General features: G+C 74.2%; 21 protein-coding genes. 10 read left to right on the top strand and 11 right to left on the bottom strand.

Annotated elements, in window-relative coordinates; all coding sequences use genetic code 11:
* Window positions 1-56 precede the first annotated feature (56 nt).
* Complete coding sequence (locus C9F11_RS18515) at window positions 57-1,157, bottom strand: citrate synthase 2 (RefSeq protein WP_171075776.1); 1,101 nt, start codon at window positions 1,155-1,157, stop codon at window positions 57-59.
* A gap of 326 nt (window positions 1,158-1,483) precedes the next feature.
* On the opposite strand from C9F11_RS18515, the gene pdxH reads away from it, so the two are divergent.
* Complete coding sequence (gene pdxH / locus C9F11_RS18510) at window positions 1,484-2,125, top strand: pyridoxamine 5'-phosphate oxidase (RefSeq protein ID WP_138966670.1); 642 nt, start codon at window positions 1,484-1,486, stop codon at window positions 2,123-2,125.
* A 47-nt stretch (window positions 2,126-2,172) separates the two neighbouring features.
* Here pdxH and C9F11_RS18505 read toward each other — a convergent pair whose 3' ends face one another.
* On the bottom strand, window positions 2,173-3,039 hold the full coding sequence (locus C9F11_RS18505) for an alpha/beta hydrolase (protein WP_138960343.1): 867 nt from the start codon (window positions 3,037-3,039) through the stop codon (window positions 2,173-2,175).
* A gap of 617 nt (window positions 3,040-3,656) precedes the next feature.
* Complete coding sequence (locus C9F11_RS18500; protein WP_030361523.1) at window positions 3,657-4,349, bottom strand: metal-dependent transcriptional regulator; 693 nt, start codon at window positions 4,347-4,349, stop codon at window positions 3,657-3,659.
* Window positions 4,350-4,528: 179 nt separating this feature from the next.
* On the opposite strand from C9F11_RS18500, the gene C9F11_RS18495 reads away from it, so the two are divergent.
* On the top strand, window positions 4,529-5,320 hold the full coding sequence (locus C9F11_RS18495) for an SIS domain-containing protein (protein ID WP_138960342.1): 792 nt from the start codon (window positions 4,529-4,531) through the stop codon (window positions 5,318-5,320).
* A gap of 42 nt (window positions 5,321-5,362) precedes the next feature.
* Here the strand turns inward: C9F11_RS18495 and C9F11_RS18490 are convergent, their stop codons facing one another.
* The 4 genes from C9F11_RS18490 to C9F11_RS18475 form a co-directional block, all read right to left on the bottom strand.
* Window positions 5,363-6,730 carry a PAS domain-containing protein gene (locus C9F11_RS18490; protein WP_138960341.1) on the bottom strand — a complete coding sequence of 456 codons (1,368 nt, stop codon included), beginning with the start codon at window positions 6,728-6,730 and terminating at the stop codon, window positions 5,363-5,365.
* A 422-nt stretch (window positions 6,731-7,152) separates the two neighbouring features.
* On the bottom strand, window positions 7,153-8,781 hold the full coding sequence (locus tag C9F11_RS18485) for a transporter (protein WP_138960340.1): 1,629 nt from the start codon (window positions 8,779-8,781) through the stop codon (window positions 7,153-7,155).
* On the bottom strand, window positions 8,778-9,551 hold the full coding sequence (locus tag C9F11_RS18480) for an ABC transporter ATP-binding protein (protein ID WP_249401786.1): 774 nt from the start codon (window positions 9,549-9,551) through the stop codon (window positions 8,778-8,780). The genes C9F11_RS18485 and C9F11_RS18480 overlap by 4 nt, the downstream gene beginning before the upstream one ends.
* Before the next feature lie 68 nt (window positions 9,552-9,619).
* The gene (locus tag C9F11_RS18475) at window positions 9,620-10,282 is read right to left on the bottom strand and encodes a bifunctional DNA primase/polymerase (protein ID WP_138960338.1); all 663 of its coding nucleotides are present in this window, start codon (window positions 10,280-10,282) and stop codon (window positions 9,620-9,622) included.
* A 403-nt stretch (window positions 10,283-10,685) separates the two neighbouring features.
* Between C9F11_RS18475 and C9F11_RS18470 the strand changes: the two genes are divergently transcribed.
* A complete protein-coding gene (locus tag C9F11_RS18470; protein ID WP_138960337.1) occupies window positions 10,686-12,074 on the top strand; it encodes a transcriptional regulator in 1,389 nt (462 codons plus the stop codon).
* 208 nt (window positions 12,075-12,282) lie between these two features.
* Window positions 12,283-14,052, top strand: coding sequence for a hypothetical protein (locus C9F11_RS18465; protein ID WP_138960336.1), 1,770 nt, complete (start codon window positions 12,283-12,285; stop codon window positions 14,050-14,052).
* 19 nt (window positions 14,053-14,071) lie between these two features.
* On the opposite strand, the gene C9F11_RS18460 is transcribed toward C9F11_RS18465, so the two are convergent.
* Complete coding sequence (locus tag C9F11_RS18460) at window positions 14,072-15,370, bottom strand: ABC transporter substrate-binding protein (protein ID WP_138960335.1); 1,299 nt, start codon at window positions 15,368-15,370, stop codon at window positions 14,072-14,074.
* A 118-nt stretch (window positions 15,371-15,488) separates the two neighbouring features.
* On the opposite strand from C9F11_RS18460, the gene C9F11_RS18455 reads away from it, so the two are divergent.
* Both C9F11_RS18455 and purU read left to right on the top strand, forming a co-directional pair.
* Window positions 15,489-15,989: a hypothetical protein gene (locus C9F11_RS18455; RefSeq protein WP_138960334.1), complete on the top strand. Its 501-nt coding sequence runs from the start codon at window positions 15,489-15,491 to the stop codon at window positions 15,987-15,989.
* Between the two features lie 51 nt (window positions 15,990-16,040).
* The gene (purU, locus tag C9F11_RS18450; protein ID WP_138960333.1) at window positions 16,041-16,946 is read left to right on the top strand and encodes a formyltetrahydrofolate deformylase; all 906 of its coding nucleotides are present in this window, start codon (window positions 16,041-16,043) and stop codon (window positions 16,944-16,946) included.
* 43 nt (window positions 16,947-16,989) lie between these two features.
* Here the strand turns inward: purU and C9F11_RS18445 are convergent, their stop codons facing one another.
* Complete coding sequence (locus C9F11_RS18445) at window positions 16,990-18,189, bottom strand: maleylpyruvate isomerase N-terminal domain-containing protein (protein ID WP_249402195.1); 1,200 nt, start codon at window positions 18,187-18,189, stop codon at window positions 16,990-16,992.
* Window positions 18,190-18,350: 161 nt separating this feature from the next.
* Window positions 18,351-18,959 (bottom strand): sigma-70 family RNA polymerase sigma factor, encoded by a 609-nt coding sequence (locus C9F11_RS18440; protein WP_138960331.1) that lies wholly within the window; start codon window positions 18,957-18,959, stop codon window positions 18,351-18,353.
* Window positions 18,960-19,232: 273 nt separating this feature from the next.
* Between C9F11_RS18440 and C9F11_RS18435 the strand changes: the two genes are divergently transcribed.
* Window positions 19,233-19,607: an STAS domain-containing protein gene (locus C9F11_RS18435; protein ID WP_138960330.1), complete on the top strand. Its 375-nt coding sequence runs from the start codon at window positions 19,233-19,235 to the stop codon at window positions 19,605-19,607.
* A gap of 306 nt (window positions 19,608-19,913) precedes the next feature.
* Window positions 19,914-20,405 carry an EF-hand domain-containing protein gene (locus C9F11_RS18430; RefSeq protein ID WP_138960329.1) on the top strand — a complete coding sequence of 164 codons (492 nt, stop codon included), beginning with the start codon at window positions 19,914-19,916 and terminating at the stop codon, window positions 20,403-20,405.
* A gap of 86 nt (window positions 20,406-20,491) precedes the next feature.
* Here C9F11_RS18430 and C9F11_RS18425 read toward each other — a convergent pair whose 3' ends face one another.
* Complete coding sequence (locus tag C9F11_RS18425; protein WP_138960328.1) at window positions 20,492-22,042, bottom strand: AMP-binding protein; 1,551 nt, start codon at window positions 22,040-22,042, stop codon at window positions 20,492-20,494.
* Between the two features lie 170 nt (window positions 22,043-22,212).
* Between C9F11_RS18425 and C9F11_RS18420 the strand changes: the two genes are divergently transcribed.
* The gene (locus C9F11_RS18420) at window positions 22,213-23,346 is read left to right on the top strand and encodes an acyl-CoA dehydrogenase family protein (RefSeq protein WP_138960327.1); all 1,134 of its coding nucleotides are present in this window, start codon (window positions 22,213-22,215) and stop codon (window positions 23,344-23,346) included.
* Window positions 23,347-23,354: 8 nt separating this feature from the next.
* Window positions 23,355-24,215: an acyl-CoA dehydrogenase family protein gene (locus C9F11_RS18415; RefSeq protein ID WP_138960326.1), complete on the top strand. Its 861-nt coding sequence runs from the start codon at window positions 23,355-23,357 to the stop codon at window positions 24,213-24,215.
* Window positions 24,216-24,290: the final 75 nt, after the last annotated feature.

The raw sequence follows: 24,290 nt of genomic DNA, 5'->3' as shown, positions 1-24,290 counted from the left end.
GGCGGAGCCCCCGGGAATCGGGAAGGGGCGGGACCGGGGCGCCGCCCGCGAGGGCCTCAGCCCGCGATGTCCCCGTACCCCGAGATGTCCCGCGGGCTGCGGGCCGCAGGCCCGACATACCGGGCGGACGGCCGCACGAGCCGCCCCGTGCGCTTCTGCTCAAGGATGTGCGCCGACCACCCCGCCGTACGGGCACACGTGAACATCGACGTGAACATGTGCGCCGGCACCTCCGCGAAGTCGAGCACGATCGCCGCCCAGAACTCCACGTTCGTGGCGAGCACCCGGTCGGGCCGCCGCGCGTGCAGCTCGTCGAGCGCCGCCTTCTCCAGCGCCTCGGCCACCTCGAAGCGGGGCGCGCCCAGCTCCCGCGCGGTGCGCCGGAGCACCCGCGCCCGCGGGTCCTCGGCCCGGTAGACGCGGTGCCCGAAGCCCATGAGCCGCTCGCCCCGGTCGAGCGCCTGCTTCACGTACGCCACGGCGTCCCCGCTGCGCTCGATCTCCTCGATCATGCCGAGCACCCGCGAGGGCGCCCCGCCGTGCAGCGGCCCGGACATGGCCCCGACGGCCCCGGAGAGCGCGGCCGCGACGTCGGCGCCGGTGGAGGCGATGACCCGCGCGGTGAACGTGGACGCGTTCATGCCGTGCTCGGCGGCGGACGTCCAGTACGCGTCGACGGCCCGCACGTGCCGCGGGTCGGGCTCGCCGCGCCAGCGCCGCATGAACCGCTCGACGACGGTCTCGGCCTTGTCGATCTCCCGCTGCGGCACCATCGGCAGGCCCTGCCCGCGCGCGGACTGCGCGACGTACGACAGGGCCATGACGGCGGCCCGCGCGAGGTCGTCGCGGGCCTGCGCCTCGTCGATGTCGAGCAGCGGCCGCAGGCCCCACACGGGGGCGAGCATGGCGAGCGCGGACTGCACGTCGACGCGGATGTCGCCGGAGTGGACGGGGATGGGGAACGGCTCGGCGGGCGGCAGGCCCGGGTTGAACGCGCCGTCGACGAGCAGCCCCCACACGTTGCCGAAGGAGACGTCGCCGACCAGGTCCTCGATGTCGACGCCCCGGTAGCGCAGGGCACCGCCCTCCTTGTCCGGTTCGGCGATCTCCGTCTCGAACGCGACGACTCCTTCAAGTCCGGGTACGAAGTCGGACATCAGGCGGCTCCTCATGATGTGGGCGAGATGTATACGACAGAGGCGTGCGACCAGTGGCCTCGCGATGCTCTGGGGTAACCCGGTGATGCCCCGCGCGGCCGGAGGTCACCCAACCGAAACGGTTTCGGCACGATAACCCTTGGTGCCACCCTTCGCGATGGACTGCGGCACTCAGTGCCACACATCACCTCTTGGAGGGGCGCGCGGGGGTCGTACGCCCGCCGACTGCCGCTTCGTGCCCCGGCATTCGTATACGGCAAGATGACCGCGTGACCGAGTCCCGCGCCACCGCCTCCGAGTCCGCAGCAGCCGTAGACCTGGCCGCCATGCGTGCGCAGTACCGCACCGACGGCATCGCGGAGGCCGACTTCCCCGGCGATCCGTTCAAGCAGTTCGAGCGCTGGTTCCAGCAGGCGGCCGCGGAGGCGGCGGACCCGGCCGGCGTCCTCGCCGAGCCGAACGCGATGGTCGTGTCCACGGCCGACGCCGAGGGGCGGCCGAGCTCGCGCACGGTGCTCCTGAAGGGCTTCGACGAGCGCGGCTTCGTCTTCTTCACCAACTACGAGTCCCGCAAGGCCCGGGACATCGCGGAGAACGCCCGGGTGTCGCTGCTCTTCCCCTGGCATCCGATGGGGCGTCAGGTGATCGTCGAGGGCGTGGCGGAGCGGACCGGCCGCGAGGAGACCGTCCGCTACTTCCGCAGCCGTCCGCACGGCTCCCAGCTGGGAGCCTGGGCCAGCGCGCAGTCCTCGGTGATCGCCACGCGCGCCGAACTGGACGCGGCGTACGCGGACTTGGCCGCGCGCTATCCCGAGGGCGAGCAGGTCCCGGCGCCGCCGCACTGGGGCGGCTTCCGCGTCCGCCCCGAAACGGTCGAGTTCTGGCAGGGCCGCACCAACCGCCTCCACGACCGCCTCCGCTACACCCGGGCCGGAAGGGCCTGGACCTTGCAGCGCCTCTGCCCCTGACCCTCCGCGGGGGCCCAGGAAGCCCCGGCGGGCGCCCCGGGCCGGGCCTAGGGTTCCGTGAGGGCCCGGTCGAGGAAGGGCTCGATGGCTTCGCGCCAGCCCTCGGGGCGGTCGTAGTGCACGAGGTGCCCCGCGTCGGCGACCTCCGCATAGGCCCCGCGCGGCAGCACCCGCACCATCTCCTGGGCCTCCGCCCGCCCCAGCTCGCCGTCGAGGCCGCGGACGACGAGGGCGGGGCACCGGACCTGGACGAGCTCCTCCCAGTGCGCGTCGTACACCCACGTCTCGCGGGACTTGAGCATCTGCGCGGGGTCGAAGACGGGCCGCCAGCCGTCGGGGCCCTCGGCCATGACCTCGGCGAAGAAGGCGCCCCGCGAGGGGTTGGGCCGCTCCACCCAGGGGTCGTCCTCGCCGAACCACTTGCGGACGTCCGCGAGCGTCGCGAACGGCACCGGCCAGGACTTGAACCAGGCCTCCCACTCCCGCTGCGAGGCCGCCCCGAGCGCGGAGGCCCGCATGTCGCAGATGATCAGGCCCCGGACGAGGTCGGGGCGGCGCGCGGCCAGCTGCCAGGCGGTGAGGGCGCCCATGGAATGGCCGATGAGCACGGCGGGGGAGAGGGCGAGCTGCTCCAGGGCGGCCTCGGCGTCGTCGACGTAGGCCTCGCGGGTGTAGGGGCCGTCGGCGGGCTTCTCGCTGCGGCCGTGGCCCCGCTGGTCGATGGCGACCGCGCGGTGCCGCTCGGCGAGCCACCGGGCGGTGCCCGCCCAGTGCGAGGCGCGGCCCATGAGCCCGTGGAGTAAGAGCACGCCGCCGCGCGGCTGCTCGGCCTCCCCGGCTTTGGGTGGGTCGGCGTACTCCCAGGCCGCGAGGCTCACGCCGCCCGCGCCGGTCACGTCGATGCGCCGCACCATGGTCCCAGGCACCCCCCTTGGTTCCGCTCGGGTTCTCCGCTCACGTCCCCGGCACGCTATCGAACTATCATTCGAGAGCGGCCGTATTGCCGCCAACACCCCTCGTTCGGGTGACCATGCTCAAGGATTGACCGCCGTCGCCGAGGGGAGATCTTCAGCGGGAGGCGGGCCGATCGGGGAGACCGGTCCGAGGGGGATGACCCTGAGAGCTCGGGGCTCTGGGTCAGCACAGGGGAGGACAGGCCCCGGCGCCGCGAGGTGCCGGGGCCCTCTGCCGTCCGGGAGCCGCACGCCACGGGGCCGCACGCCACGGGGGCGCGGGCCCGCGGGGTGCCCGGGGCCCCGCCCCGCGTACCCCTGGTCACCAGCCGGGCACATCGTCTGTCCCCTCTCCGGCCGGGGTCCGGCGGCCACTCGGCCAAGTCCAGATACCGGCGCGGTCAAGAGCCCTCAGGTCATATGCCTCTCGCGACAGCGTCGCACGCAAATCGTCCCGGCGCTGCGATTCGGCACACTGAATCTTGGACTCCGGCGCGTCCCGGACCCGCCTCAACCACCGCTGTGGTAACGGTCGTTGACGCTCGTGCCGGGACGGGCCGGAGCCCGGTGCGCCGGTCTCAGCGCTTGGCGACGAAGACGTGCGAGGCCACGTCCGCCGCCAGCTCCGCGGCTTCGCCGCTGCTGCCGACGAGCACGCCGCCCGCCGACTCCGTCACGCTCACCACGGAGCCGGGCTGCACGCCCGCGCGCCGCAGCGTGTACATCAGCTGCGCGTCCGTCTGGATCGGCTCGCCGATGCGGCGCACCACGACCGTCTTGCCGTCCGTGCCCGGGTCGAGGTCGATGAGGGAGACCATCCCCTCGTCCAGGAACGGGTCGGCGCCGTCCTTCTCGCCGAGCTCCTCGAGGCCCGGGATCGGATTGCCGTACGGCGACTCGGTGGGGTGGCGCAGGAGCTCCAGGACGCGGCGCTCCACCGCCTCGCTCATCACGTGCTCCCAGCGGCAGGCCTCGGCATGCACCTGCTCCCACTCCAGGCCGATCACGTCGACCAGGAGGCACTCGGCGAGGCGGTGCTTGCGCATGACGCGGGTGGCCAGACGGCGGCCCTCCTCGGTCAGCTCCAGGTGCCGGTCGCTCGCGACGGCCACCAGGCCGTCGCGCTCCATCCGCGCCACGGTCTGGCTCACCGTCGGGCCGCTCTGGTCGAGCCGCTCGGCGATGCGGGCGCGCATGGGGACGACACCCTCCTCCTCCAGTTCGAGGATGGTGCGCAGGTACATCTCAGTGGTGTCAATAAGCCCCGACATGGGTTGCCCCTCAGAATTCGCTCGTGCGCTGGCCCTGCCCTCAATTCTGACCCATACCACTGACAAGCGGGCCGCGCCGGGTGAAGAGGCGCTGTGAGCCCGTGTTGACAGGGCGCTGGTTCAGACCGCACCGTGATCCGCGACACGACGGGACGCGGCGGGACGAAGGGGTTTCGCGGATGACCAACGGTACGCGGGACGGCGGCGCGGGCGGACCCGGAGGTGCCGGGCTCGCCGGACGGTACCTGGACGCCGCGATCGGCCTGCTCGAACGGGTGCGCGACGAGGAGGCCGCCGCGATCACCGCCGCGGCCGACGTCATCGCCGACGCCGTCGCCGCCGACGGACGGCTCTTCGCCTTCGGCGCCGGGCACTCCTCGCTGGCCGCGCAGGACGTCGTCTACCGCGCGGGCGGGCTCGCCCTGATGAACCTGCTGTCCGTACCGGGCGTCGTCGGCGTGGACGTCATGCCCGCGACCCTCGGCTCCGCCCTGGAGCGGGTCGACGGCCTCGCGGGGGCCGTCCTCGACTCCAGCCCGGTGCGGCCCGGTGACGTCCTCGTGATCATCTCCCTGTCCGGGCGGAACTCGCTGCCCGTCGAGATGGCCGTGAACGCCCGCGCGCTCGGCCTCAAGGTCATCGGCGTGACGTCGGTGGCGTACGCGGAGGGGACGAAGTCGCGGCACTCCTCCGGCACGTTCCTGAAGGACCACTGCGACGTCGTGCTCGACACGAAGATCGCCGTCGGTGACGCGGAGCTGACCCTCGACTCCGTCGAGGCGCCCTTCGGCCCGGCCTCCACGATGGTCGCGAGCGCCTTGATGCAGGCCATGATGGCCGCGGCGGCCGCGGGGCTCGCGGAGCGCGGGATCCAGCCGCCGCTGCTCCGCTCGGGGAACGTGGACGGCGGCCACGACTGGAACGGCCGCGTCTTCCAGGAGTACGGCGACCGGATCTTCTACCGCCACTGATCCGCCCCGGGGCGCCCCCGGGCGGGCCCCGGGTCCCCAGGGCTAGGTCCCCAGGGCCGCCGCGAGGTCGAGGGCGGCGGCGACGCGGGCCGCCACGCTCTCCGCGTACGCCGCGTCCGCGCGCTCGAACTGGGTGCGCGCGCCGCCCCGCAGGAACGTCACGACGCCCAGCGTGCGGCCCCGGCTGCGCAGCACCGCGCACAGGGCGTGCACGGAGGAGTCGGGCCACTGGCGGGCCGAGGCCCACGCGCGGGCCCGCTCGGGCGCCGCGAGCCCCGCGCTGGCGCGCACGGACCCCACCCGCTCCACGGCCTGCGTCGCCGGATGTCCCTCCGGATAGCGCACCGGAAGGCCGGCCTTGTCGGCGGGCAGACAGGGTCCGGGCGACCCGGCGGGCGTCGCCGCGGCCCGGACGAGGCGCACCGCGGGCTCGGTGGCGGTCAGGAGGTCGATCAGGGCGTGGTCGGCGAACCCGGCGAGGGCGAAGTCGAGCTGGACGGTGGCGGCCTCCATCGGGTCCTCGCACTCGGCGGCGGCCCGCGCGGAGCGGTGCAGCTGCTGCGAGCGGAAGCGCAGCTTCGCGGCGTCCTGCTCGGCCCGCTTGGCGTCCGTGACGTCCCGGAAGAGCCAGCCGACGCCCAGCGGCACCGGCTCCTCGGCCAGGGGCGAGCCGAGCCGCAGGAAGCCGCTGCGCCAGCACCGGCGCTCGGCCTCGCCGCCCTCGCCGCGGGCCGTCACCCACATCTCGGCGGGCGCGGGCGGCGCGCCCTCGGCGAGCACGTGCGTGAGAGCGCTCTCCAGCTCCTCGACGCCCTGGAGCAGCACCTCGCCGAGGGGCCGCCCGAGCAGCGCGGTGCGGCCGATGCCGAGCAGCCGCGCGGCGTGTTCGTTGACGACGGCGGGCCTGAGGTCGGCGTCGACGAGGACGACGCCCCAGGAGGCGTGCTCGAACAGGGCCTCGCTGAGGGCGATGGACCGCTCCAGGTCGATCTGCGCGTGCACCTCGCTGAAGGCGCAGTACACCCCGGCGGGCTTGCCGTCGCCGCCGCGCACGGCCGCGGACTGGGTGCGCACGAGGACGCGGCCGCCGCCCTTGGTGAGGAGCGCGAACTCGTGCACCTGGCGGCCGGGGGCGTGCATGGCGGCGAGGAGCCGCTCCTCGACCTCCTCGGCGTCGGCGGGCCGCACGGCCCACCCGGCGAAACCGCGCCGCCCGACGGCCTCCGCGGCGGACCAGCCGAGGATCCGCTCCGCCTCGCGGTTCCAGTGCGTCACGACCCCGTCGGCGTCGAAGGCGCACAGGGCGGCGTCCATCCCGTCGAGGAGCGCCGCGAGCAGCTCCGCCCCGCCGGGCTCGGGCTCTTCCGGGCCCAGTTCGTCCGTCGTCCCGCTCTGTCGGGAAGCACTCACCTGGAACCCCCTGCAGGCCGCGTTCTCTTCCGCATGAGCTGAGTGTGATGCACGTCAGATCATTCAACTCGAACGTGACGCGGACCACAGTAGGTTCCCGGAAGTTGAGGCAAATCGTTGTGAGTCCCGGCACGCGGAAAAACAGTTGAACGCGCCCGGCCCGGTTCCTAGGGTGGGTGTTACTTCGGAGAGGAGGTGGTTCGGCAGATGTATGGAAACCGGACGGAAGAGGTGGCTGCGGGCTAGCGGCCCGCCACCACGCTCAGTGCGGTGCCGGACCAGCGCGCGAGACAGGCGCGCAGCCGGCCAATCCACAGCAGTCACCCGACCCGCGAGCCGCCGGTACGTCCGGCCGGCTCCTCCCGCCCCCAGGGGCGAGGAGGACCAGGCTCGCGGGTTGCTGTGTTTCCGGGGCCTTCGGCTCAGCCCTTGCTGACCGCCGTCAGGATCTCCGGAAGGCGCCCGGCCGTGCGGGGCGCCGCGAGCCGCAGGCCGAGGACGGTGACGGCGGCGCCGTAGCCCGCGCCGACGGGCAGCAGCAGCCAGGACCAGGAGCCCCGGTCCGAGGCGTGCAGCCAGATGGTGAGGGCGATGACGGGCGCGCACAGGGCCGCGGCGCCGAGCATGCCGCCGAAGAGGGAGATCCAGGCGAGGCCCGCCTGGCCCGGCGCCACGTTCTTGTGGCCCTCCTGCGGGATGGAGTACGGGAAGCGGGCCGACGCCCAGGCGCCGGTGGCCAGCATGGCGCCGAGCAGCGCGAAGGAGAGCCCGAGGGCCTCGGGCAGGGCGTGCCAGACGCCGAGGAGGGCCGTGGTCAGGACGGTCACGAGGACGGCGTAGGGGAGGGTGACGAGGAGCAGGGCGAGGGCGCGGGCCCGCAGTTCCTCGTAGGCGTCGCGGGGCGAGGCGATGGTCATCGCCACCATCCAGAAGGCGGACGTGTCCTGGCCGAACTGGTTGTACATCTGGACGCCGAGCATGCCCGCCGCGAAGCAGGCGAAGTAGACGGATCCGGTGCCCTGGAGGGCGTTGAAGAGCGGCACGATCAGGCCGATGGCGAGCGAGGTGACCCAGGCGGCCTTCGTCTTGGGGTCGCGCCACACGTAGCGCAGGGTGCGCTCCATGACCGGGCCGGTGCGGCCGGAGGGCAGCAGGCCCGCGAGGCCGCCGCCGCGCCGGGTGCGGTCCGGTTCGGCCGCGGCGAGCGTGGAGCCGTCGGGCGTGGTCATCAGGCGGGTCAGGCTGCGCTGCCACAGCCGCAGCAGGAGCACCAGGGCCACCACGGACAGGGCCAGTTGGGCGGCGGCGACCCCGTAGCGGGCCTCGCCGGCCGTCCGTACGGCCGACAGGGCGGAGGCGGGCGGGATCCAGCTGACGACGTCCGCCGCCGGGTCCAGCTCGCCGAGGCCCGCGTCGGAGGAGCCGATGCGCTGCACGCCGAAGTTGACGAGCTGCGCGCCGACGGCGATGACGAGGCCGCTGAGGACGGCGAGGTCGCGGCCCTTGCGGCTGGTGAGCAGGCGGATGTTGGCGGCGGCGACGGCGCGGGCGAGCGCGACGCACAGCAGCAGGACGAGGGGGACGGCCGCCACGGCCACCGCGACGGCCGCGCCGCCCCGCGCCACCGCGATCACCGCGCCGAGCGCCAGGCACAGCGTGAACAGCGGCCCGATGCCCACGAGCGAGGAGACGAGCAGCGCCCGCACCAGGGGCCGCGGGCGCAGCGGCAGCATCACCAGGCGGGTGGGGTCGAGGGTCTCGTCGCCGCTGGGGAAGAACAGCGGGAGCACGGCCCAGCCGAGCGCGAGGACCGCGACGAGCAGGATCGAGACGGTGGCGGCGTGCGGGTCGCCGCGCAGCAGGATCAGGCCGAGGAGTTGGAGCGCGGTGATGAGCAGGGCGAGGACCGCGGAGGCGACGTAGGCGGCGCGGCGGCCGGAGGACTGGCGCAGTCCGTTGCGCAGGAGCGACAGCTTCAGGCGTACGAAGACGGGGATCAGGCCGGTCTCGACGGGGGCGAGGGGCGCGGCGCCGGGCGCGGTGGCGGTCATCGGGCGCCGCCGCCGAGCCAGTCGAGGTCGGTGCCGGTGTCGCGGCCGTGCGCGCCGACGAGTTCGAGGAAGGCCTGCTGGAGGGAGGGGGCCTCGCCGCGGACCTCGGCGAGCGGGCCCTGGGCGCGGATGCGGCCCGCCGCCATGACGGCGACCCAGTCGCACAGGGACTCCACCAGCTCCATGACGTGGCTGGAGAAGACGACGGTCGCGCCGGAGGCGGTGTACCGCTCCAGGACGCCGCGGATGATCTGCGCCGACACCGGGTCGACGCCCTCGAACGGCTCGTCGAGGAAGAGCACTTCGGGGTTGTGCAGGAGCGCCGCGGCCAGGCCGATCTTCTTGCGCATGCCGGTGGAGTAGTCGACGACGAGCTTGTGCTGGGAGCCCGCGAGGTCGAGGACGTCCAGGAGCTGGGTCGCGCGCTTGTCGACCTCGGGGCCCGCGAGGCCGCGCAGCCGCCCGGTGTACGCGAGGAGTTCGCGTCCGGACAGCCGCTCGAACAGGCGCAGGCCTTCGGGCAGGACGCCGATGCGGGCCTTGACCTCGGCCGGGTCCCGCCACACGTCGTGGCCGACGACCTCGACGGTGCCCCGGTCGGGGCGGAGGAGGCCGGTGACCATGGAGAGGGTGGTGGTCTTGCCCGCGCCGTTCGGGCCGACGAGGCCGACGAACTTTCCTGCCGGGAGGGTGAGGTCGATCCCGGCCACGGCCACTTGTGGGCCGAAGGCCTTCCACAGGTCGGTCACCTGTACCGCAGCTCGGCTCACCGTGGCCCCTTTTGTCGGCGCTGTCGTATGTGTGTGCACGATACGTCGGCGGCGTGGGGCCCGGGTGGCTACCTCCGGCGGGCCTCGCGGCCGCAGGCGTAGGCCAGGGGGGAGATGATTTCCTCGGCGTCCGGGAGCCAGCGGTTGGCGGCGGTGGGGCGGCAGGCCCACTGCACGGCTCCGGAGGCGCCGAAACGCGTGGGCGGCGCGGCCACGTAGGCGCCTTCACCGAGGGTGACGAGGTCGAGGGTCGCGGGCGGCCAGCCGAGCTTGCGGACGAGATCGGGAACCTTCGCCGCGGCGCCGGGCAGGACGAAGAACTGCATGCGCCGGTCGGGCGTGCACGTGACCGGGCCGAGCGTCAGCTCCATGCGCTCCATGCGGGCGAGGGCGAGGAACCCGGCGGTCTCGGGGACGTCGACGGCGTCGAACGTACGGCCCGTCGGCAGCAGGATCGACGCGTTCGGCTGCTTCGCCCAGAGGCGCCGGGCGACGGTCGCACTGCCCGTGGCCTGGGTCGGCCAGTCGTCGCGCACGGCGTGGGCGCCGGGCGCGGGGCACGCCGCGTCGCCGCACGAGCAGCGCCACGTACCGTCGACGGACTCCAGCCAGGCGCCGGGGAAGACGTCCCAGTGCCGTTCCTCCGCGTACCGTACGGCCGAATCCTGCAGGGCCTCTCCGCGCTGCTTCGGGATCTGCGCGGCTGACGTGACTCCGATGGTCTCTTCCACGGAGTCCTCAACTTCCGCTCGTCAGCTCCGGTTACGGCCCGTCATGTGCGCGGGGGAGGAGCATCGTTCCCGCTACGGGGCGCATGGGTGCACGAGTGGGGGCGCGCATGGGCAAGGGGGGCCGAGCGCGGGTAGCCACGTCCAGGGGCAGTCGGAGTTCACCCGAGTTCACCCGGCTCGCTGATGTGTGACGCGTTGTGCCATGTTGCGATGTATTGCGATGCGTTGTAGCGGGGTGTGGTGTGTTTGTGGGTGTTTGTGGTGCATCTTCCGGTTGTTTCCCGGGCATTGATCATCTGGGCGGCTCGGACGGACCAGTCCGGGACCGTTCCTCATTCGCCACTCGACCTGAAGAACCCACCCGAATTACCAGATGGTCCAAGGTGCACACAGGGGGTACGCCATGGCCGCCAGGCCACTCGTCGCGCGGCAGCCCAACGAAAGGCTGCAAGCACTCATTCAGGAAGCCGGCTGCTCGAACGCCGGTCTGGCCCGCCGCGTCAACATGTGCGGGGCGGAGCACGGTCTCGATCTTCGGTACGACAAGACGTCGGTGGCGCGCTGGCTGCGCGGGCAGCAGCCGCGCGGTCGCGCCCCCGGCATCATCGCGGAGGCGCTCGGCCGCAAGCTGGGGCGCACGGTCACGATCGACGAGATCGGCATGGCGAACGGCAAGAACCTCGCCTCCGGGGTGGGACTGCAGTTCTCGCCCACCGTTCTCGGCGCGATCGAGCAGGTCTGCGAGCTGTGGCGCAGCGACGTGGGGCGCAGGGACTTCCTGTCCGGCTCCTCCGTGGCCGCGTCCGCGCTCGTCGAGCCGAGCCGTGACTGGCTGATCTCCTCGCCGGACCCGCAGGTGGGCCGGACGGCGGGGCCACGCGTCGGCCTGTCGGACGTGGCGGCGGTCAAGGCCATGACCGAGGCACTGACGCAACTGGATCACCAGTACGGCAGTGGACACGTGCGACCGGTCGTCGTGCACTATCTGAACTCCGTCGTCTCCGGACTGCTCGCGGGCTCGTACCGGGAAGCGGTCGGGCGCGAACTGTTCGCGGCCGTCGCACGGTTGACAGAGCTCGCCGGGTACATGGCGGTGGACACCGGCCAGCCCGGCCTCGCCCAGCGGTACTACATCCAGGCCCTGCGCCTGGCCCAGGCCGCGGGCGACCGCGGGTACGGCGGCTATGTCCTGGCGGCCTCGATGAGCCATCTCGCCGCCCAGCTCGGCAACCCCCGCGAGATCGCCCAGCTCGCGCGGGCGGCGCAGGAGGGGGCGCGCGGGCGCGTCACCCCGCGCGCGGAGTCCATGTTCTACGCGGCCGAGGCCCGGGGGCACGCGCTGCTCGGCGACGCCCGGTCGACCCAGGCCGTCGCGGGCCGCGCGGTCGAGGCGATGGAGCGGGCGGTCGGCGGCGAGCGGTCCGGCGACGACCCGGTCTGGATCCGCCACTTCGACCAGGCCTATCTGGCGGACGAACTGGCGCACTGCCACCGCGATCTGGGCCAGGCCGACGGCGCGGCCCGGCGCGCGGAGGAGGCCCTCGCCGGGCATCCGGAGACGCGGGCGCGGCGGCGCGCGATCGGCCTCGTGCTGCTCGCCACCGCCCAGGTGCAGCGGCGCGACGTGGAACAGGCCTGCCACACGGGCCTGAAGGCCGTGGAGCTCCTCGGCACCCTGCGCTCCAACCGCGGCGCGGAGTATCTGGAGGACTTCCAGCAGCGCCTTGAGCCGTACCGGGAGGAGCCGGTGGTGCGGGAGTTCGGCGCGCGCGTCGAGCTTCAGGCCGCGTGAGGCGGGCGGGAGGCGCGTCCGGGGCGGCCGGTCGCACGCGGTGCGGCCGCGGCGCCCCTTGAACAGCGTCTCCCGCGCAACTTCCGTTACTTCCGCGGCGTCTGTGACAAGGGCGTCATCAGAGTGCTCTGAGCTGCGTGGCAGACGGCCACGGGGACCCGGTAGCGTGAGCCGACGTTCCGAAGGTCCCCCATAAGTAGGAGTCCCGGTGACGCAGCAGAGCGGTCAGGGCGCCGCGTCCTCCGACCCGCGGCAGCCCGCGGAGCGGCACGCCCACGAGGGCATCGTGCTGCCCGCGGACGGTGGCGAACCCCTGATGCCCGGCGGCCACCAGGCGGCCCCGCCGGTCGGCAGCCCCTGGGGCGAGCCGTGGGGTCCGGAACCCACCCAGCCACCGGCGGGCCCCGGCCAGTCCTGGGGCGAGGGCGAGGCCTGGGCCGACCGGGGCGACGCCGGAGCCGCGCCGCGCCCGGCGGGCGGCATGCCGCTGCCCCCCGAGGGCACGCCCCTGCCGCCCAGCACGCCGCCGCAGCAGTCGTACGGCGGCGGGGCGGGCGCGCTGCCGCCGGAGCAGCACGGGACCCCGGGGTACGGGCAGCCGCTGCCGCCCCTGGGGCAGGCCCTGCCGGTCCACGGCGAGACGTTTCCGCCCGCCGCGCAGGGTCGGCCGCTGCCGCCGCCCGGCCCCGCGCAGGGCCATCCCCACGCGCCGCCCTACTCCGGCCAGGGCTACGGTTATCCGCCCGTGGACCAGGGCCATGCGCCGCCGCCCGTGGGCCACGGCCAGCCGCTGCCGCCCGCGGGCCCCGTCCCGCCGGTCCCGGCCGCCGAGCACACGCAGGTGCTGCGCCCCACCGACCCGCACCTCCCGTCGCCGGGACAGCCGAGCGGCCCGCAGGGCGGGCCCGACGCGCAGGCGACGCAGTACATACCCCCGGTCGCGCCCGGCGCGCTGCCGCCCGAGATGCCCCCGGGGGGCGCGGGGCACACAGGGCACGTGATGCCCGCGGGGGACTCCACGCAGTTCCTCGGCCGCGCCGACTCCACGCAGTTCCTGGGCCAGGCCGCGGACGTCGTACCCGAAGAGACCGCCTTCCACGGGGACAACGCGCCCACCCAGTTCATCGCCCCCGTCACCGACGACGGCCCGCCCGCCCCGGCCGCGGCCGCCGGGGGGTACGGCGAGCGGCAGCCGCCCGCCGAGTTCGACAGCCTCTTCCGCCAGGAGCCGGAGGGCGCCTCCGCCACCCAGCAGATGCCCCTCGTCCCGGCCGCCCCGTCGGCGCCGGACCCGGTGCCGGAACCCGCCTCGCGCCGCAAGGGGCGTACGGGATCCAAGACGCCGCTGCTCGTCGCCGTCGGCGTGGCCATCGCCGTGGTCGGCGTCGGCGCGGGCGCGATGCTCGCCGGTGGCGGCGGCGACGCGAAGGCGGAGAACTCCGACAGCAAGGAGCCGCTGGCCGCGACCTCGTCAGAGGCCCCGGACGACGAGAAGAGCGCGAAGCCGTCCCCGTCGGCCGACCCCGTCAAGCGGCAGGCCGTCGCCCTGGACAAGCTCCTCGCGGACAGCAACGACAGCCGCGAGTCGGTGATCAGGGCCGTGCGCAACGTGGGCACGTGCAAGAACCTGCGGCAGTCCGCGACCGACCTGCGCGACGCGGCCAAGCAGCGCAACGGCCTCGTCGGCCGCCTGTCCGGCCTGACCGTCGACAAGCTGCCCTCGAACGGGCGGCTGACCGCCGCGCTCAACCGCGCCTGGAAGGCGTCCGCGTCGGCCGACGACCACTACGCCGCCTGGGCCGACCAGGTCGGCGGCAAGAAGGGCTGCCACAAGGGCCGCGCCCGCACGACCCCGCAGACGGCGGCGGGCAACCGCGCGAGCGGCGAGGCCACGAAGGCCAAGCGGCAGGCGGCGGCGCTGTGGAACGCGATCGCCGACAAGCACGGCCTGACCAAGCGGAACCCCACCCAGCTCTAGCCGGGGCGCGGCGCGTGGGTCAGCGGACGGACTCCAGGGTCTTCTGCACGTTCACGAACGACCTGCGCGTCACCACCAGGCGGCCGTCGCGCACCACCTGGAAGGTCACGTCCGCGTTCACCAGACGCGGGTACTCGCCCGCCGCGAGCATGTCGTCGAAGCGCCAGCTCAGCATCGGCGTGAGCCCGCCGGTGTCCACGCGCAGGCCCTGGTCGAGGGTCTTGCGCAGGGCGCGGGAGGTCACCTCGCCGCCGTTCAGCGACTCGACGGCCTGCCGCAGCACGGTGTACGCGATCCAGGTGGTCTGCACGCCCGCGTCCGCGGGGTCCACGCGGGTGTCGTCGAAGGCGTGCTTGCGGATCACCTCGCGCATCGGCTCCCAGCGCCTGTCGCCCTCGGCCGGGTACCAGCCGGTGACGTACGCGCCCTCGTAGGGGCCGTCGGCGCCGCCGGTGCGGTCCAGGAGGGACTGGTCGACGCTGCCGAGCACGGAGGCGGTGCGCACCTTCGGATAGCTCGCCTCGACGCGCCGGAACGAGTCGAAGAAGGTGTCCGTGCGCGCGCCGAGCGCCGCCGCCACGCAGCCCTTCCTGCCGCCGCGCGCGGAGCGGTCGAGGGCCTGCCGCGCCTGCCCGGTGTAGTCCGAGGCGTCCTCGGGCGCCCGGATGTCGGCGGAGGCGGCGCGGTCGCCCTCGGCGAGGCCGGAGTCGAGGAGCTTGGAGAGGTTGTCGCCCGTGGTGGTGTCGGGCCGCACCAGGGACACGCGGTCGCAGACCCCGGCGAGCTGGCGTCCGTTGCCCGCGAGCAGCGCGGGCTGGCCGCCGTTGACGGGGTAGGACAGCGGGCTGGAGAACTCGTCGTCGGTGAGGCCGTAGCCGCCGATGTACGGGATGCCCGCGACCTCCAGGGGGGACATGAAGGACCGGCCGTGCTGGCTGTACGAGCCGACGACCGCGACCGCCTTCTCGTCGGCGGCCCGGCGGGCGCAGCCCGCGGCCTCCACCGGGTCGTTGTGGTCGTTGCAGGTGATGACCTTGAGCTGGTGGCCGTCGAGGCCGCCGCTCGCGTTGACCCAGCGGGCGAAGGCCTTGGCCATCGCGGGCATGCCGGGTTTGTTGGTGGCCTTGGTGCCGTCCGGCGCCCAGGTCATGACGGTGATCGGGGCATCCCCGGAACCCCCCGTGGTACCGGGGATGACCCCACAGCCGGCCGTCAGGGACGCGCACGCCGCCAGGGCCGCCGCGCTGAGCACGGCTGTGCGCGCTCGGTGCGCGGTCTCGGCGGGGCGGGGGAGGAAGACGCGTCGCAAGGCGGCCATGGACCCGCACGATTCCGCGAGGGGAACAACCAGGGAGTGACGCCAACCCAACGGTCGGTGACGAACACGTGAACGGGTGGGGCCCGAGAAGCGGGGAACGTGTGGGAACGTACGATCGATGACCGTGCAAGGTTCGGAGAAGTCTTCCCGTCGCGGCCGTCGGTCAAGGACCATAGGCGCCATGCCAACGAACGACATGCCCTGGTGGCGCTGGCGCTGCAACGTGCGCTCGGCGCTCCACATGCTCTCGGACCAGGACTTCCAGCGGGAGTGCTGGCTCGCGGGTCGCGAGGAGTACGGGGACGTGACGGACGCCGTGTACCGCCTGGTCGAGGATACGTGGCTGGACAACTGGTCCGCGGAGAAATACGTCGGGACGATCTTCCGCGACTCCCAGGAGGCGGCCCTCGTCGACGTGGCCGTGCTGCGGGTCCTGCGGATCATGCACGAGGTGGGCCCGGACGCCGCGGTCGCCGCGTATCTGGACCACCCCGGGTGGCCGGAGGCGGTGCGGGCGGCGCGGGACGCGCACGTACGGCTCGCGACCGGTGACGACGACGACCCGGACAGCGCGCCGCGCACCCTGGAGGTCCTGCGCATCCTCACGCGGTCGGCCTGAGCGGTTCCGGTACGGGGCCGGGGGCCCGTCCGGATATGGGACCCTGGGCGGATGAACGAGCAGTCCGCCGCCGTGAGCGAGAAGCCCGCCGACCGCACGACCGACCGCGCCGAGCAGTACGTCCTCACGCTCTCGTGCCCGGACAAACAGGGCATCGTGCACGCCGTGTCGAGCTATCTGTTCATGACCGGCTGCAACATCGAGGACAGCCAGCAGTTCGGCGACCACGACACCGGGCTGTTCTTCATGCGGGTCCACTTCTCGGCGGAGTCGCCCGTCACCGTGGACAAGCTGCGCGCGAGCTTCGCCGCGATCGGCGACTCCTTCCACATGGACTGGCAGATCCACCGGGCCGAGGACCGGATGCGGGTCGTCCTGATGGTCTCCAAGTTCGGCCACTGCCTGAACGACCTGCTCTTCCGCTCCCGCATCGGCGCCCTGCCGGTGGAGATCGCGGCCGTCGTCTCCAACCACACGGACTTCGCCGAGCTGTCCGCCTCGTACGGGATTCCGTTCCACCACATCCCGGTCACCAAGGACACCAAGGCCGACGCGGAGGCGCGCCTCCTCCAGCTCGTCCGGGACCTGGACGTCGAGCTCGTCGTGCTCGCCCGCTACATGCAGGTGATCTCGGACGACCTCTGCAAGCAGCTCAGCGGACGGATCATCAACATCCACCACTCGTTCCTGCCGAGCTTCAAGGGCGCGCGGCCGTACCACCAGGCGCACGCGCGCGGTGTGAAGCTCATCGGTGCCACCGCGCACTATGTGACCGCGGACCTCGACGAGGGGCCGATCATCGAGCAGGAGGTCGAGCGGGTGGGGCACGAGGTGACGCCCGCGCAGCTCGTCGCCATCGGCCGTGACGTCGAGTGCCAGGCCCTCGCGCGGGCCGTCAAGTGGCACGCGGAGCACCGCATCCTCCTGAACGGCCACCGCACGGTCGTCTTCGCCTGACCTTCGCCGCTCCGCCGGGCCCGGGGCGCCCTGCGGCCCGGGGCTACATGCGGCTCAGGGACGCCGCGGCGAAGAGGACGTCCCGGATGGCCTCGCGGTCCCCGACCTGGCCCGCGGCCGCCTCCTCGGGGGACACGTGGCCCGCCGCCAGGCGGCAGAACTCCACGCCGTCGAGGGCCACGTGCGCGACCTCCAGGTCGGCGGAGCCGCTGGCCCCGGGCGAGTCGAGCGGGATCAGCCACTCGCCGCCCCCGACGCCCTCGACCTCAAGACGCAGGCTGCGCCCCGGCGCCCCCGCGGCGACGAGCTCCCGCGCGGGACCCGCACGCCCGGCCCGGCGCCGCTCGGCCAGCGTCACGGGCAGCAGCCGCGCCGCCAGGTCGATCATGTGGTGCAGATGCCGGGGCGCGGGCGGCTCGTAGGGGTAGTCGACGGCCTGCGCGATGTCCTCGGCGTGGATCCAGCACTCGAAGGCCCGCTCCAGCATGGAGTCGCGCAGCGGGAGTTCGAACCGCCCGGCCTCGCCGCCGGGCGCGTCCGGCGCGACCCCGTACGTCACCGCGAGGCGCCCGGACCCGCCGCCCGCGAACGACACCGTCCGGATCAGCTCGTGCGTCTGGTCCCGCCAGGGCCCGCGCACCGCCCGCGTGGGCGGGAACTGCGACGCGCGCCAGTACGCCTCCGTGCGCTCCCCCGGGTCGAGGCTCGGCGGCGCCCCGGTGCCCAGCGGGTCGTCGAGGCCGAGCGCGGTGCCGACCAGGCCGTCGACGGCGAGGAGGTGGGCGATCACCCCCGCGACGGTGGTCTTGCGGGTCACGGGGTGGTCGTCGTCGAACCAGCGCAGCCGCACCGGCGCGTGCCACTCGGAGTCCCCGATGTCCTGGAGCAGCGCGTCGAGCCGGGCGGTCTCCGCGTCGTACGGGGCGGCCCACTCCGGCAGCGGGACGCGGGGCGGGCGCCGCCCCAGGCAGCTCGCCAGGACGCGGGTGCGCAGACCGGGGTCGAGGTCGAGGCTCTCCTCGGGGTGGAGGAGCCCGACGGCGTCCCGCAGCCGCAGCGCCTCCTCCGCGCACGGCCCGCAGTCGCCGAGGTGCTCCTCGACGGCGCTCGACTCCGCGGCGGAGCAGGCGGCGAGCGCCCACGCCCCGAGGAGGGACTTCAGGACGCGGTGGTCGAGCACGAGCGGCTCGGGCGCGGCCGCGGCGGGCCCGGCGTCGGGCAGGGGCGCGCCGGTGTCCTCCACGGACGCGCGCGGTGCCGGTATGCGCGGCTTGCCGACGCCGCCGTCGCCCCGCCCGGAACCCGCGGCCCCGGCGCCGCCCGCGCCCGCGGGGAACTCGTCGCCGGGCCCGCGGCCCGGGCCCTCGTCCCCGCTGCCGTACGGATCGGGGCGGCCCGGCCAGTTCACAGCGCTCTCCCGTACCCGTGCGTGCCGTGGTCCTGATCGGACGGGCCGTCGCCGAAGGCGGTCGCGGTGGCGTCGTGGGCGGTGGAGAGCAGCTGCAGGCCGAGGCGGAGCCTGCGGCGGGCCTCGTCCTCGGTGACGCCGAGGTCGGCGGCGGTCTGGCGGTAGTCGCGCCGCTGGAAGTAGGCCAGTTCGAGCGCGGCGCGCAGCGGGGCGGGCATGGCCGTGACGATGTAGTCGGCGCGGGCGGCGGCGGAGGCGCGGCGCACCTTGCGCTCCAGGTCCTCCGTGGTGCCCGCGCCGCCCCGGGCGAGCGCGGCGGACTCGGTCTGGCGCAGCCTGCGCACGGCCTGCTGGTGGGCGAGCGTGGCGATCCAGGAGCGCAGCGGGCCCTGCTTGGGGTCGTAGGCGTCGGGGTTCTCCCACACGTGCGTGAACACGTCGCGCGTGATGCGGTCGGCCGCCGCGACGTCGCCGAGCACGCGGTGCGCGAGGCCGTGCACGAGCGAGGCGAAGCGGTCGTACAGCTCTCCGAGTGCCGCCGCTTCCCCGTGGGAGAGCCGCTGTTGCATGCGGCGGTCCCAACGACGCGGCGCGTCCTTCGGCATGCGGCCCCCTCGTGCACTCGCCGTGCTCACCTTCACCGTTGAATCGAATGTAGTCGGCGTCCCCGAGGACGCACCTGTCTTTCCCCGTGCTTTCCCGCTCTTTGCGGCAACGCGGGGCTTCGGGGCGCCGCGGATGATATTGACCGGCTCGTCCGCAACGCCCGCTTCCCGTGCCCGCACGGGCCTGGTGTTTCATGGAACGACGGTGGGGCAGCCGCGAAACAGGGAAGCGGAAGGGTTCTTGGTGGTTTCGGTGGACGAGAGGCGTGGCGCGTGACGCTGAAGGTGGCCGTCGGCGAGCAGCAGGGCTGGGCCGTGCTGCGGGTCTCGGGCGAGATGGACCTCCTGACGTCACCGGTGCTGCGCCAGCGGGTCCACGAAGCGGTGGCCGAGGGCCGCCGCAGCCTGGTCCTCGACCTGTCCGACGTGCTGTTCTGCGACTCCAGCGGCGTGGGCGTGCTGATCGCCACGCGCCGGCTGATGCGCTCGTGCCGGGGCCGTCTGCGGCTGATCCTGCCCGCCCGGGGCGCGGTCGAGGGCTCGCACGTCAACCGGGTCCTCGCGGCCCTCGGCGTACGGCGCCTGTTCGAGGTGTACCCGGATGCGGAGCGGGCCGTGGACGACGCGGCGGAACCCCTGTCGGCGTAGGCCCCGGCCCCCGGCCAGGACCCGGAGGCGGGCGGAAGCGGAACCCCCTCTACCCGTCAAGATCAGCTTGCTGATACAACCTTTCCGAGCGGATGCCACCGTCGGCGCCACCGCCGGGCCCGGGGCGCGTGCGCGACACGCTCTTGTCGCGGAATTCCCGCGGTCTTGGCACAAGCGTCGCTTTTCTGCCTCCCGGCGGCCGACGGCGTCGTACGCTCGCTGGACAGATACCTGAAGGACGTCCGGCACGGCCCACGGCCGCGCCGGAAGACTCCACCGCATGAGAAGTGAGGCGGCCCCAACACCATGGACAGTGCCGAGTACGAGCGTAAGATCGCGGCCCGTTTCGCCACCTTCGACCAGGACGGCAACGGCTACATCTCCCGTGAGGACTTCAGCACGGCGGCGGCGGCGCTGCTCGCCGAGTTCGGGGTGACCGCGCGGTCCGAGAAGGGCCAGGCCCTGTACATCGGGGCCGAGGCGTTCTGGCAGGGCATGGCCGGGATCGCCGACCGCGACGGGGACCAGCGGATCACCCGGGACGAGTTCGTGGGCGGGGCCGTGAAGCGGCTGCGGGACAACCCGGCGCGGTTCGCGGAGATCGCGCGGCCGTTCCTGCACGCCGCGTTGTCCTTGGCGGACGGCGACGGGGCTGTACAGGGGGCGGATGTAGAGCGGGCCCTGCGGGCCCTGGGCGTGCAGCGGGAGATCGCGTCCCTGGCCGCGCAGTCCCTCGGGCCGGTGACTGAGGAGCAGGTCCTCACCGCGTTCGCCGCGTACTTCACCGTCCCCGAGTAGCGGGTTCCCGTGCCGCCGCTTCGCGGCGGATTCCTCCCACCCGCCCACCCGTGAACCCGACGGCGCGGAGCGCTTTCCCGCCGTCTTCAGTCGGCGTACCGCTCCCGCAGCTTGTACTTGAGCACCTTGCGCAGGGCGTCGTTGCGCGGCAGTTCGTCCACGAGTTCCAGTTGTTCGGGGAGCTTGTGGACGGACAGGCCCGCCGCGCGCAGGTGTGCGGTCGCCTCCGCGAGGGTCAGGCCGGGGGTGCCGGGGGCGCGTTCCACGACGGCGCAGACGCGTTCGCCGCGGGTGGGGTCGGGCAGGCCGATCACCGCCACGTCGGCCACGGCGGGGTGGGCGTGCAGCAGGTCCTCGACCTCCTTGGCGGAGATGTTCTCGCCCTTGCGGATGATGACGTCCTTGGCGCGGCCGGTGAGCACCAGGTGCCCGGAGTCCAGGACGCGGCCCAGGTCGCCGGTGCGCAGGAAGCCGTCGGCGTCGAAGGCCTCGCGGGTCGCGGCCGCGTCGAGGTAGCCGCGGCAGACGGCCTCGCCGCGCAGCCGCACCTCGCCGTCCGCGCCGGTGGGCAGCTCCCGGCCCGCGGGGTCGGTGACGCGGATCTCCATGCCCGCGGGCGGGCGGCCCTCGGTGGTGGCGAGGTGCTCGGGGCTGTCGTCGGGGGAGCCCATCGTGATCATGGGTACTTCGGTCATGCCGTAGCCGTGGGTGAGCCGGCAGCCCAGCTCGCGCACCACGGCGTGGTACAGCTCGGGCGGCTTCGGGGCGCCGCCGCCCGCGAGCAGCCTGAGGGTGGGGACGAGGGGCCGGCCGGGGTCCTTGCGCTGCTCGGCGAGGAACATCGAGTAGAAGGCGGTGGAGCCGCCCGCGACGGTCACCCCGTGCCGCCGGTAGCCGTCCAGGGCCTCCGGCAGCGCGAAGCGCTCGAACATCACGGCGGGGAAGCCGTACAGGAGCAGCATCACCGTGTAGTCGGGCCCCGCGATGTGCGCGAAGGGGAAGGCCATGGAGCCGACGTCGCGCGGGGAGAGCTTCAGGGCGTGGGCGAGGCACGCGCCGCCCGCGATCAGCGAACGGTCCGTGTGCAGCACGCCCTTGGGGTCGGAGGTCGTGCCGGAGGTCCAGTAGATCCAGCGCACGGCCGTGCCGTCGCGCGGCGGCACGGGCAGCACGCCGGGGTCGCCTTCGGGCAGTTCGTCGTACGCGGTGAAGACGCCGCGCGCGCCGAGGCGGCGGGCCAGCTCCGTGTGGTCGTAGCCCCGCCACACCCCGGGCACCGCGAAGAACTCGGCCTTGGACTCGCGCAGCGCGAAGCCGACTTCGCGGTCGCGGTAGAACGGGATGACGGGGGACTGGACGGCGCTGAGCCTGGCCAGGGCGAAGGAGAGCACGGCGGTCTCGATGCGCGTGGGCAGCTGCCAGGCGACGACGGTGCCGGGCCCGACTCCCCGCTCGTACAGCCCCGCCGCGACCCGCTCGCAGCGCTCCCGCAGGCCGCCGAAGGTGAGGGTCCGGTCGTCGCCGGGGTCGTCGGCCGCCTGGATGAGGGCGGGGGCGCCGGGGGTGAGCGCGGCGCGCCGCTCGATCAGCTCCCACAGGGTGCGGCAGGCGGCGAGCGCGTGGGCGGTGTCGGTCACGGGGTGCCCCCTCCGGCGGCCGGACGACGGAACGGCCCGACGGCGCCCATTGCTGACGCTTCGTCAGATCGTGCGCAGAGCGTAGGGCGCCACGCCTTGTCGGTCCAGGGGTGCGGGGCTAGCCTGCCGCCTGACGGACCATCAGAAACTGTCGAGGCGGGTGACCCGGGGTGGACCTCTCGTACACCGCGCAGGAGGAGGACTTCCGCGCCCGGCTGCGGGACTGGCTCGCCGACGTGCTGCCCGAGCTGCCCGAGCGCCCCGACCCGCTCGACTGGCCGGGGCGGCGCGCGTACGACACCGGCTGGCAGCGGACGCTGTACGACGCCGGGTACGCGGACGTCCACTGGGAGGCGTCGCCCACGCTGCGGATGATCTTCCTGGAGGAGAGCGAGCGCGCCGGGGCGCCGTACGTGGGCGCGAACTTCGTCGGGCTGCTGCACGCCGGGCCCACCATCGCCGCCGAGGGCACCCCCGAACAGCGGGCGCGCTGGCTGGAGCCGATCCTGCGCGGCGACGAGGTCTGGTGCCAGGGCTTCAGCGAACCGGACGCGGGCTCGGACCTGGCGGCGCTGCGCACGCGCGCGCGGCGCGACGGCGACCACTACGTGGTGAGCGGCTCCAAGGTCTGGACCTCGCACGCCGAGGTCGCCGACTGGTGCGAACTCCTCGTGCGGACCGACCCCGAGGCGCCCAAGCACCGGGGCATCAGCTGGCTCGCCCTGCCGATGGACGCGCCGGGGATCACGGTGCGGCCGCTGCGGACGCTCGCCGGGTCCACGGAGTTCGCGGAGGTCTTCCTCGACGAGGTGCGCGTGCCCGTCGCCAACCGGGTCGGCGCCGAGGACGACGGCTGGCGCGTCACCATGGTGACGCTGTCCTTCGAACGCGGCACCGCCTTCGTCGGCGAGGTGGTCGCCTGCCGCCGCGTGCTCGGCGAACTCGCCCGCGAGGCCCGCGCGAACGGCCGCTGGGACGATGCGGTGCTGCGCCGCAGGCTCGGGCGCCTCGGCGCCGAGTTCCAGGCCCTGTGGCGCCTCACGCAGTGGAACGTGAGCGAGGCCCAGCGCACCGGCGGCGTGCCCGGCGTGGGCGGTTCGGTGTTCAAGCTGCGCTACTCGCACGCGCGCCAGGAGCTGTACGACGCCGCCGCCGAGGTCCTCGGGGACGCCGCCCTCGACCTGGAGAGCCCCTGGACCCGGGAGCGGCTCTCCTCGCTGTCGTACACCATCGCGGCGGGCACCTCGCAGATCCAGCGGAACATCGTGGCCGAGCGGATCCTCGGCCTGCCGAAGGGACGGTGACGGCCGCAGTGGACTTCCAACCGGACGACGACCAGAGGGCGTTGCGCGACGGCTTGCGCGCGCTGCTCGGCGGCCGCTTCGGACGGGACGCGCTGCGGGCCGCCGTGGCCGCGCCCGGCCTCGACCGGGGGCTCTGGCGGGCCCTCGGCGAGGCCGGGTTCTTCGCCCTGTGCGTCCCGGAGGCGCACGGCGGGCTCGGCCTCGGCGCGGCCGAGGCGGTGCTCGTCTTCGAGGAGGCCGGGCGGGCGCTGCTGCCCGGGCCCCTGGCGGCGACGTTCCTCGCGGCGGGCGACGTCGAGGGCGCGGCGGCCGGCGAGGTGGTCGTGACCGCCGTGGACGGCACGCTCGTACCCTGGCTCGACGCCGCCGACGTCGTCCTGGGGGACGCCGCCGGTGCCGAGGCGCTGCGCTCCGTGGACCCCCTGACACCGCTGCACCGCGTTCCGGGCGGGCGCGCCGGGGCGCCGGGCGACGCCTCGCTGCTGCTCGCCGCGGAACAGCTCGGGTCGGCCTGCCGCACCCGCGACCTGGCGGTCCAACACGCCCGCGAGCGGGAGCAGTTCGGGCGGCCCGTCGGCGCCTTCCAGGCGGTCAAGCACCTGTGCGCCGAGCTGCTCGTCCGCACCGAGGTGACGCGGGCCGCCGTGTACGCCGCCGCCGTCACGGGCGACCCGGGCGAGGTGGCCGGGGCCAAACTCCTCGCCGACGACGCCGCCGCGCGCAACGCCCGCGACTGCCTCCAGGTGTACGGCGGCATGGGGTTCACCTGGGAGGCGGACGTGCATCTGCATCTGAAGCGGGCCTGGGTGCGGGCCGGACTCGGCACGACGGCGGCCCGCGCGGAGGAGGAGCTGGCCGCCGCGCTGTGACGCCGGGGCGGGTGTCGCGGTCCGGGGCGGCCGCCGCGCCACGGGGTGCGCGTCGCTCGTTGGGGTCGCGTCGTC

The sequence above is a fragment of the Streptomyces sp. YIM 121038 genome, from assembly GCF_006088715.1.
Classification (GTDB): Bacteria; Actinomycetota; Actinomycetes; order Streptomycetales; family Streptomycetaceae; genus Streptomyces.
This window is presented reverse-complemented; position numbering and strand designations above follow the sequence as displayed.

What these genes read in the sequence shown, in the direction of transcription:
- C9F11_RS18515 (WP_171075776.1), bottom strand. Translation starts at nt 1,157, where the DNA reads ATGTCCGACTTCGTACCCGGACTTGAAGGAGTCGTCGCGTTCGAGACG.
- pdxH (WP_138966670.1), top strand. Translation starts at nt 1,484, where the DNA reads ATGCGTGCGCAGTACCGCACCGACGGCATCGCGGAGGCCGACTTCCCC.
- C9F11_RS18505 (WP_138960343.1), bottom strand. Translation starts at nt 3,039, where the DNA reads ATGGTGCGGCGCATCGACGTGACCGGCGCGGGCGGCGTGAGCCTCGCG.
- C9F11_RS18500 (WP_030361523.1), bottom strand. Translation starts at nt 4,349, where the DNA reads ATGTCGGGGCTTATTGACACCACTGAGATGTACCTGCGCACCATCCTC.
- C9F11_RS18495 (WP_138960342.1), top strand. Translation starts at nt 4,529, where the DNA reads ATGACCAACGGTACGCGGGACGGCGGCGCGGGCGGACCCGGAGGTGCC.
- C9F11_RS18485 (WP_138960340.1), bottom strand. Translation starts at nt 8,781, where the DNA reads ATGACCGCCACCGCGCCCGGCGCCGCGCCCCTCGCCCCCGTCGAGACC.
- C9F11_RS18470 (WP_138960337.1), top strand. Translation starts at nt 10,686, where the DNA reads ATGGCCGCCAGGCCACTCGTCGCGCGGCAGCCCAACGAAAGGCTGCAA.
- C9F11_RS18460 (WP_138960335.1), bottom strand. Translation starts at nt 15,370, where the DNA reads ATGGCCGCCTTGCGACGCGTCTTCCTCCCCCGCCCCGCCGAGACCGCG.
- C9F11_RS18455 (WP_138960334.1), top strand. Translation starts at nt 15,489, where the DNA reads ATGACCGTGCAAGGTTCGGAGAAGTCTTCCCGTCGCGGCCGTCGGTCA.
- purU (WP_138960333.1), top strand. Translation starts at nt 16,041, where the DNA reads ATGAACGAGCAGTCCGCCGCCGTGAGCGAGAAGCCCGCCGACCGCACG.
- C9F11_RS18440 (WP_138960331.1), bottom strand. Translation starts at nt 18,959, where the DNA reads ATGCCGAAGGACGCGCCGCGTCGTTGGGACCGCCGCATGCAACAGCGG.
- C9F11_RS18430 (WP_138960329.1), top strand. Translation starts at nt 19,914, where the DNA reads ATGGACAGTGCCGAGTACGAGCGTAAGATCGCGGCCCGTTTCGCCACC.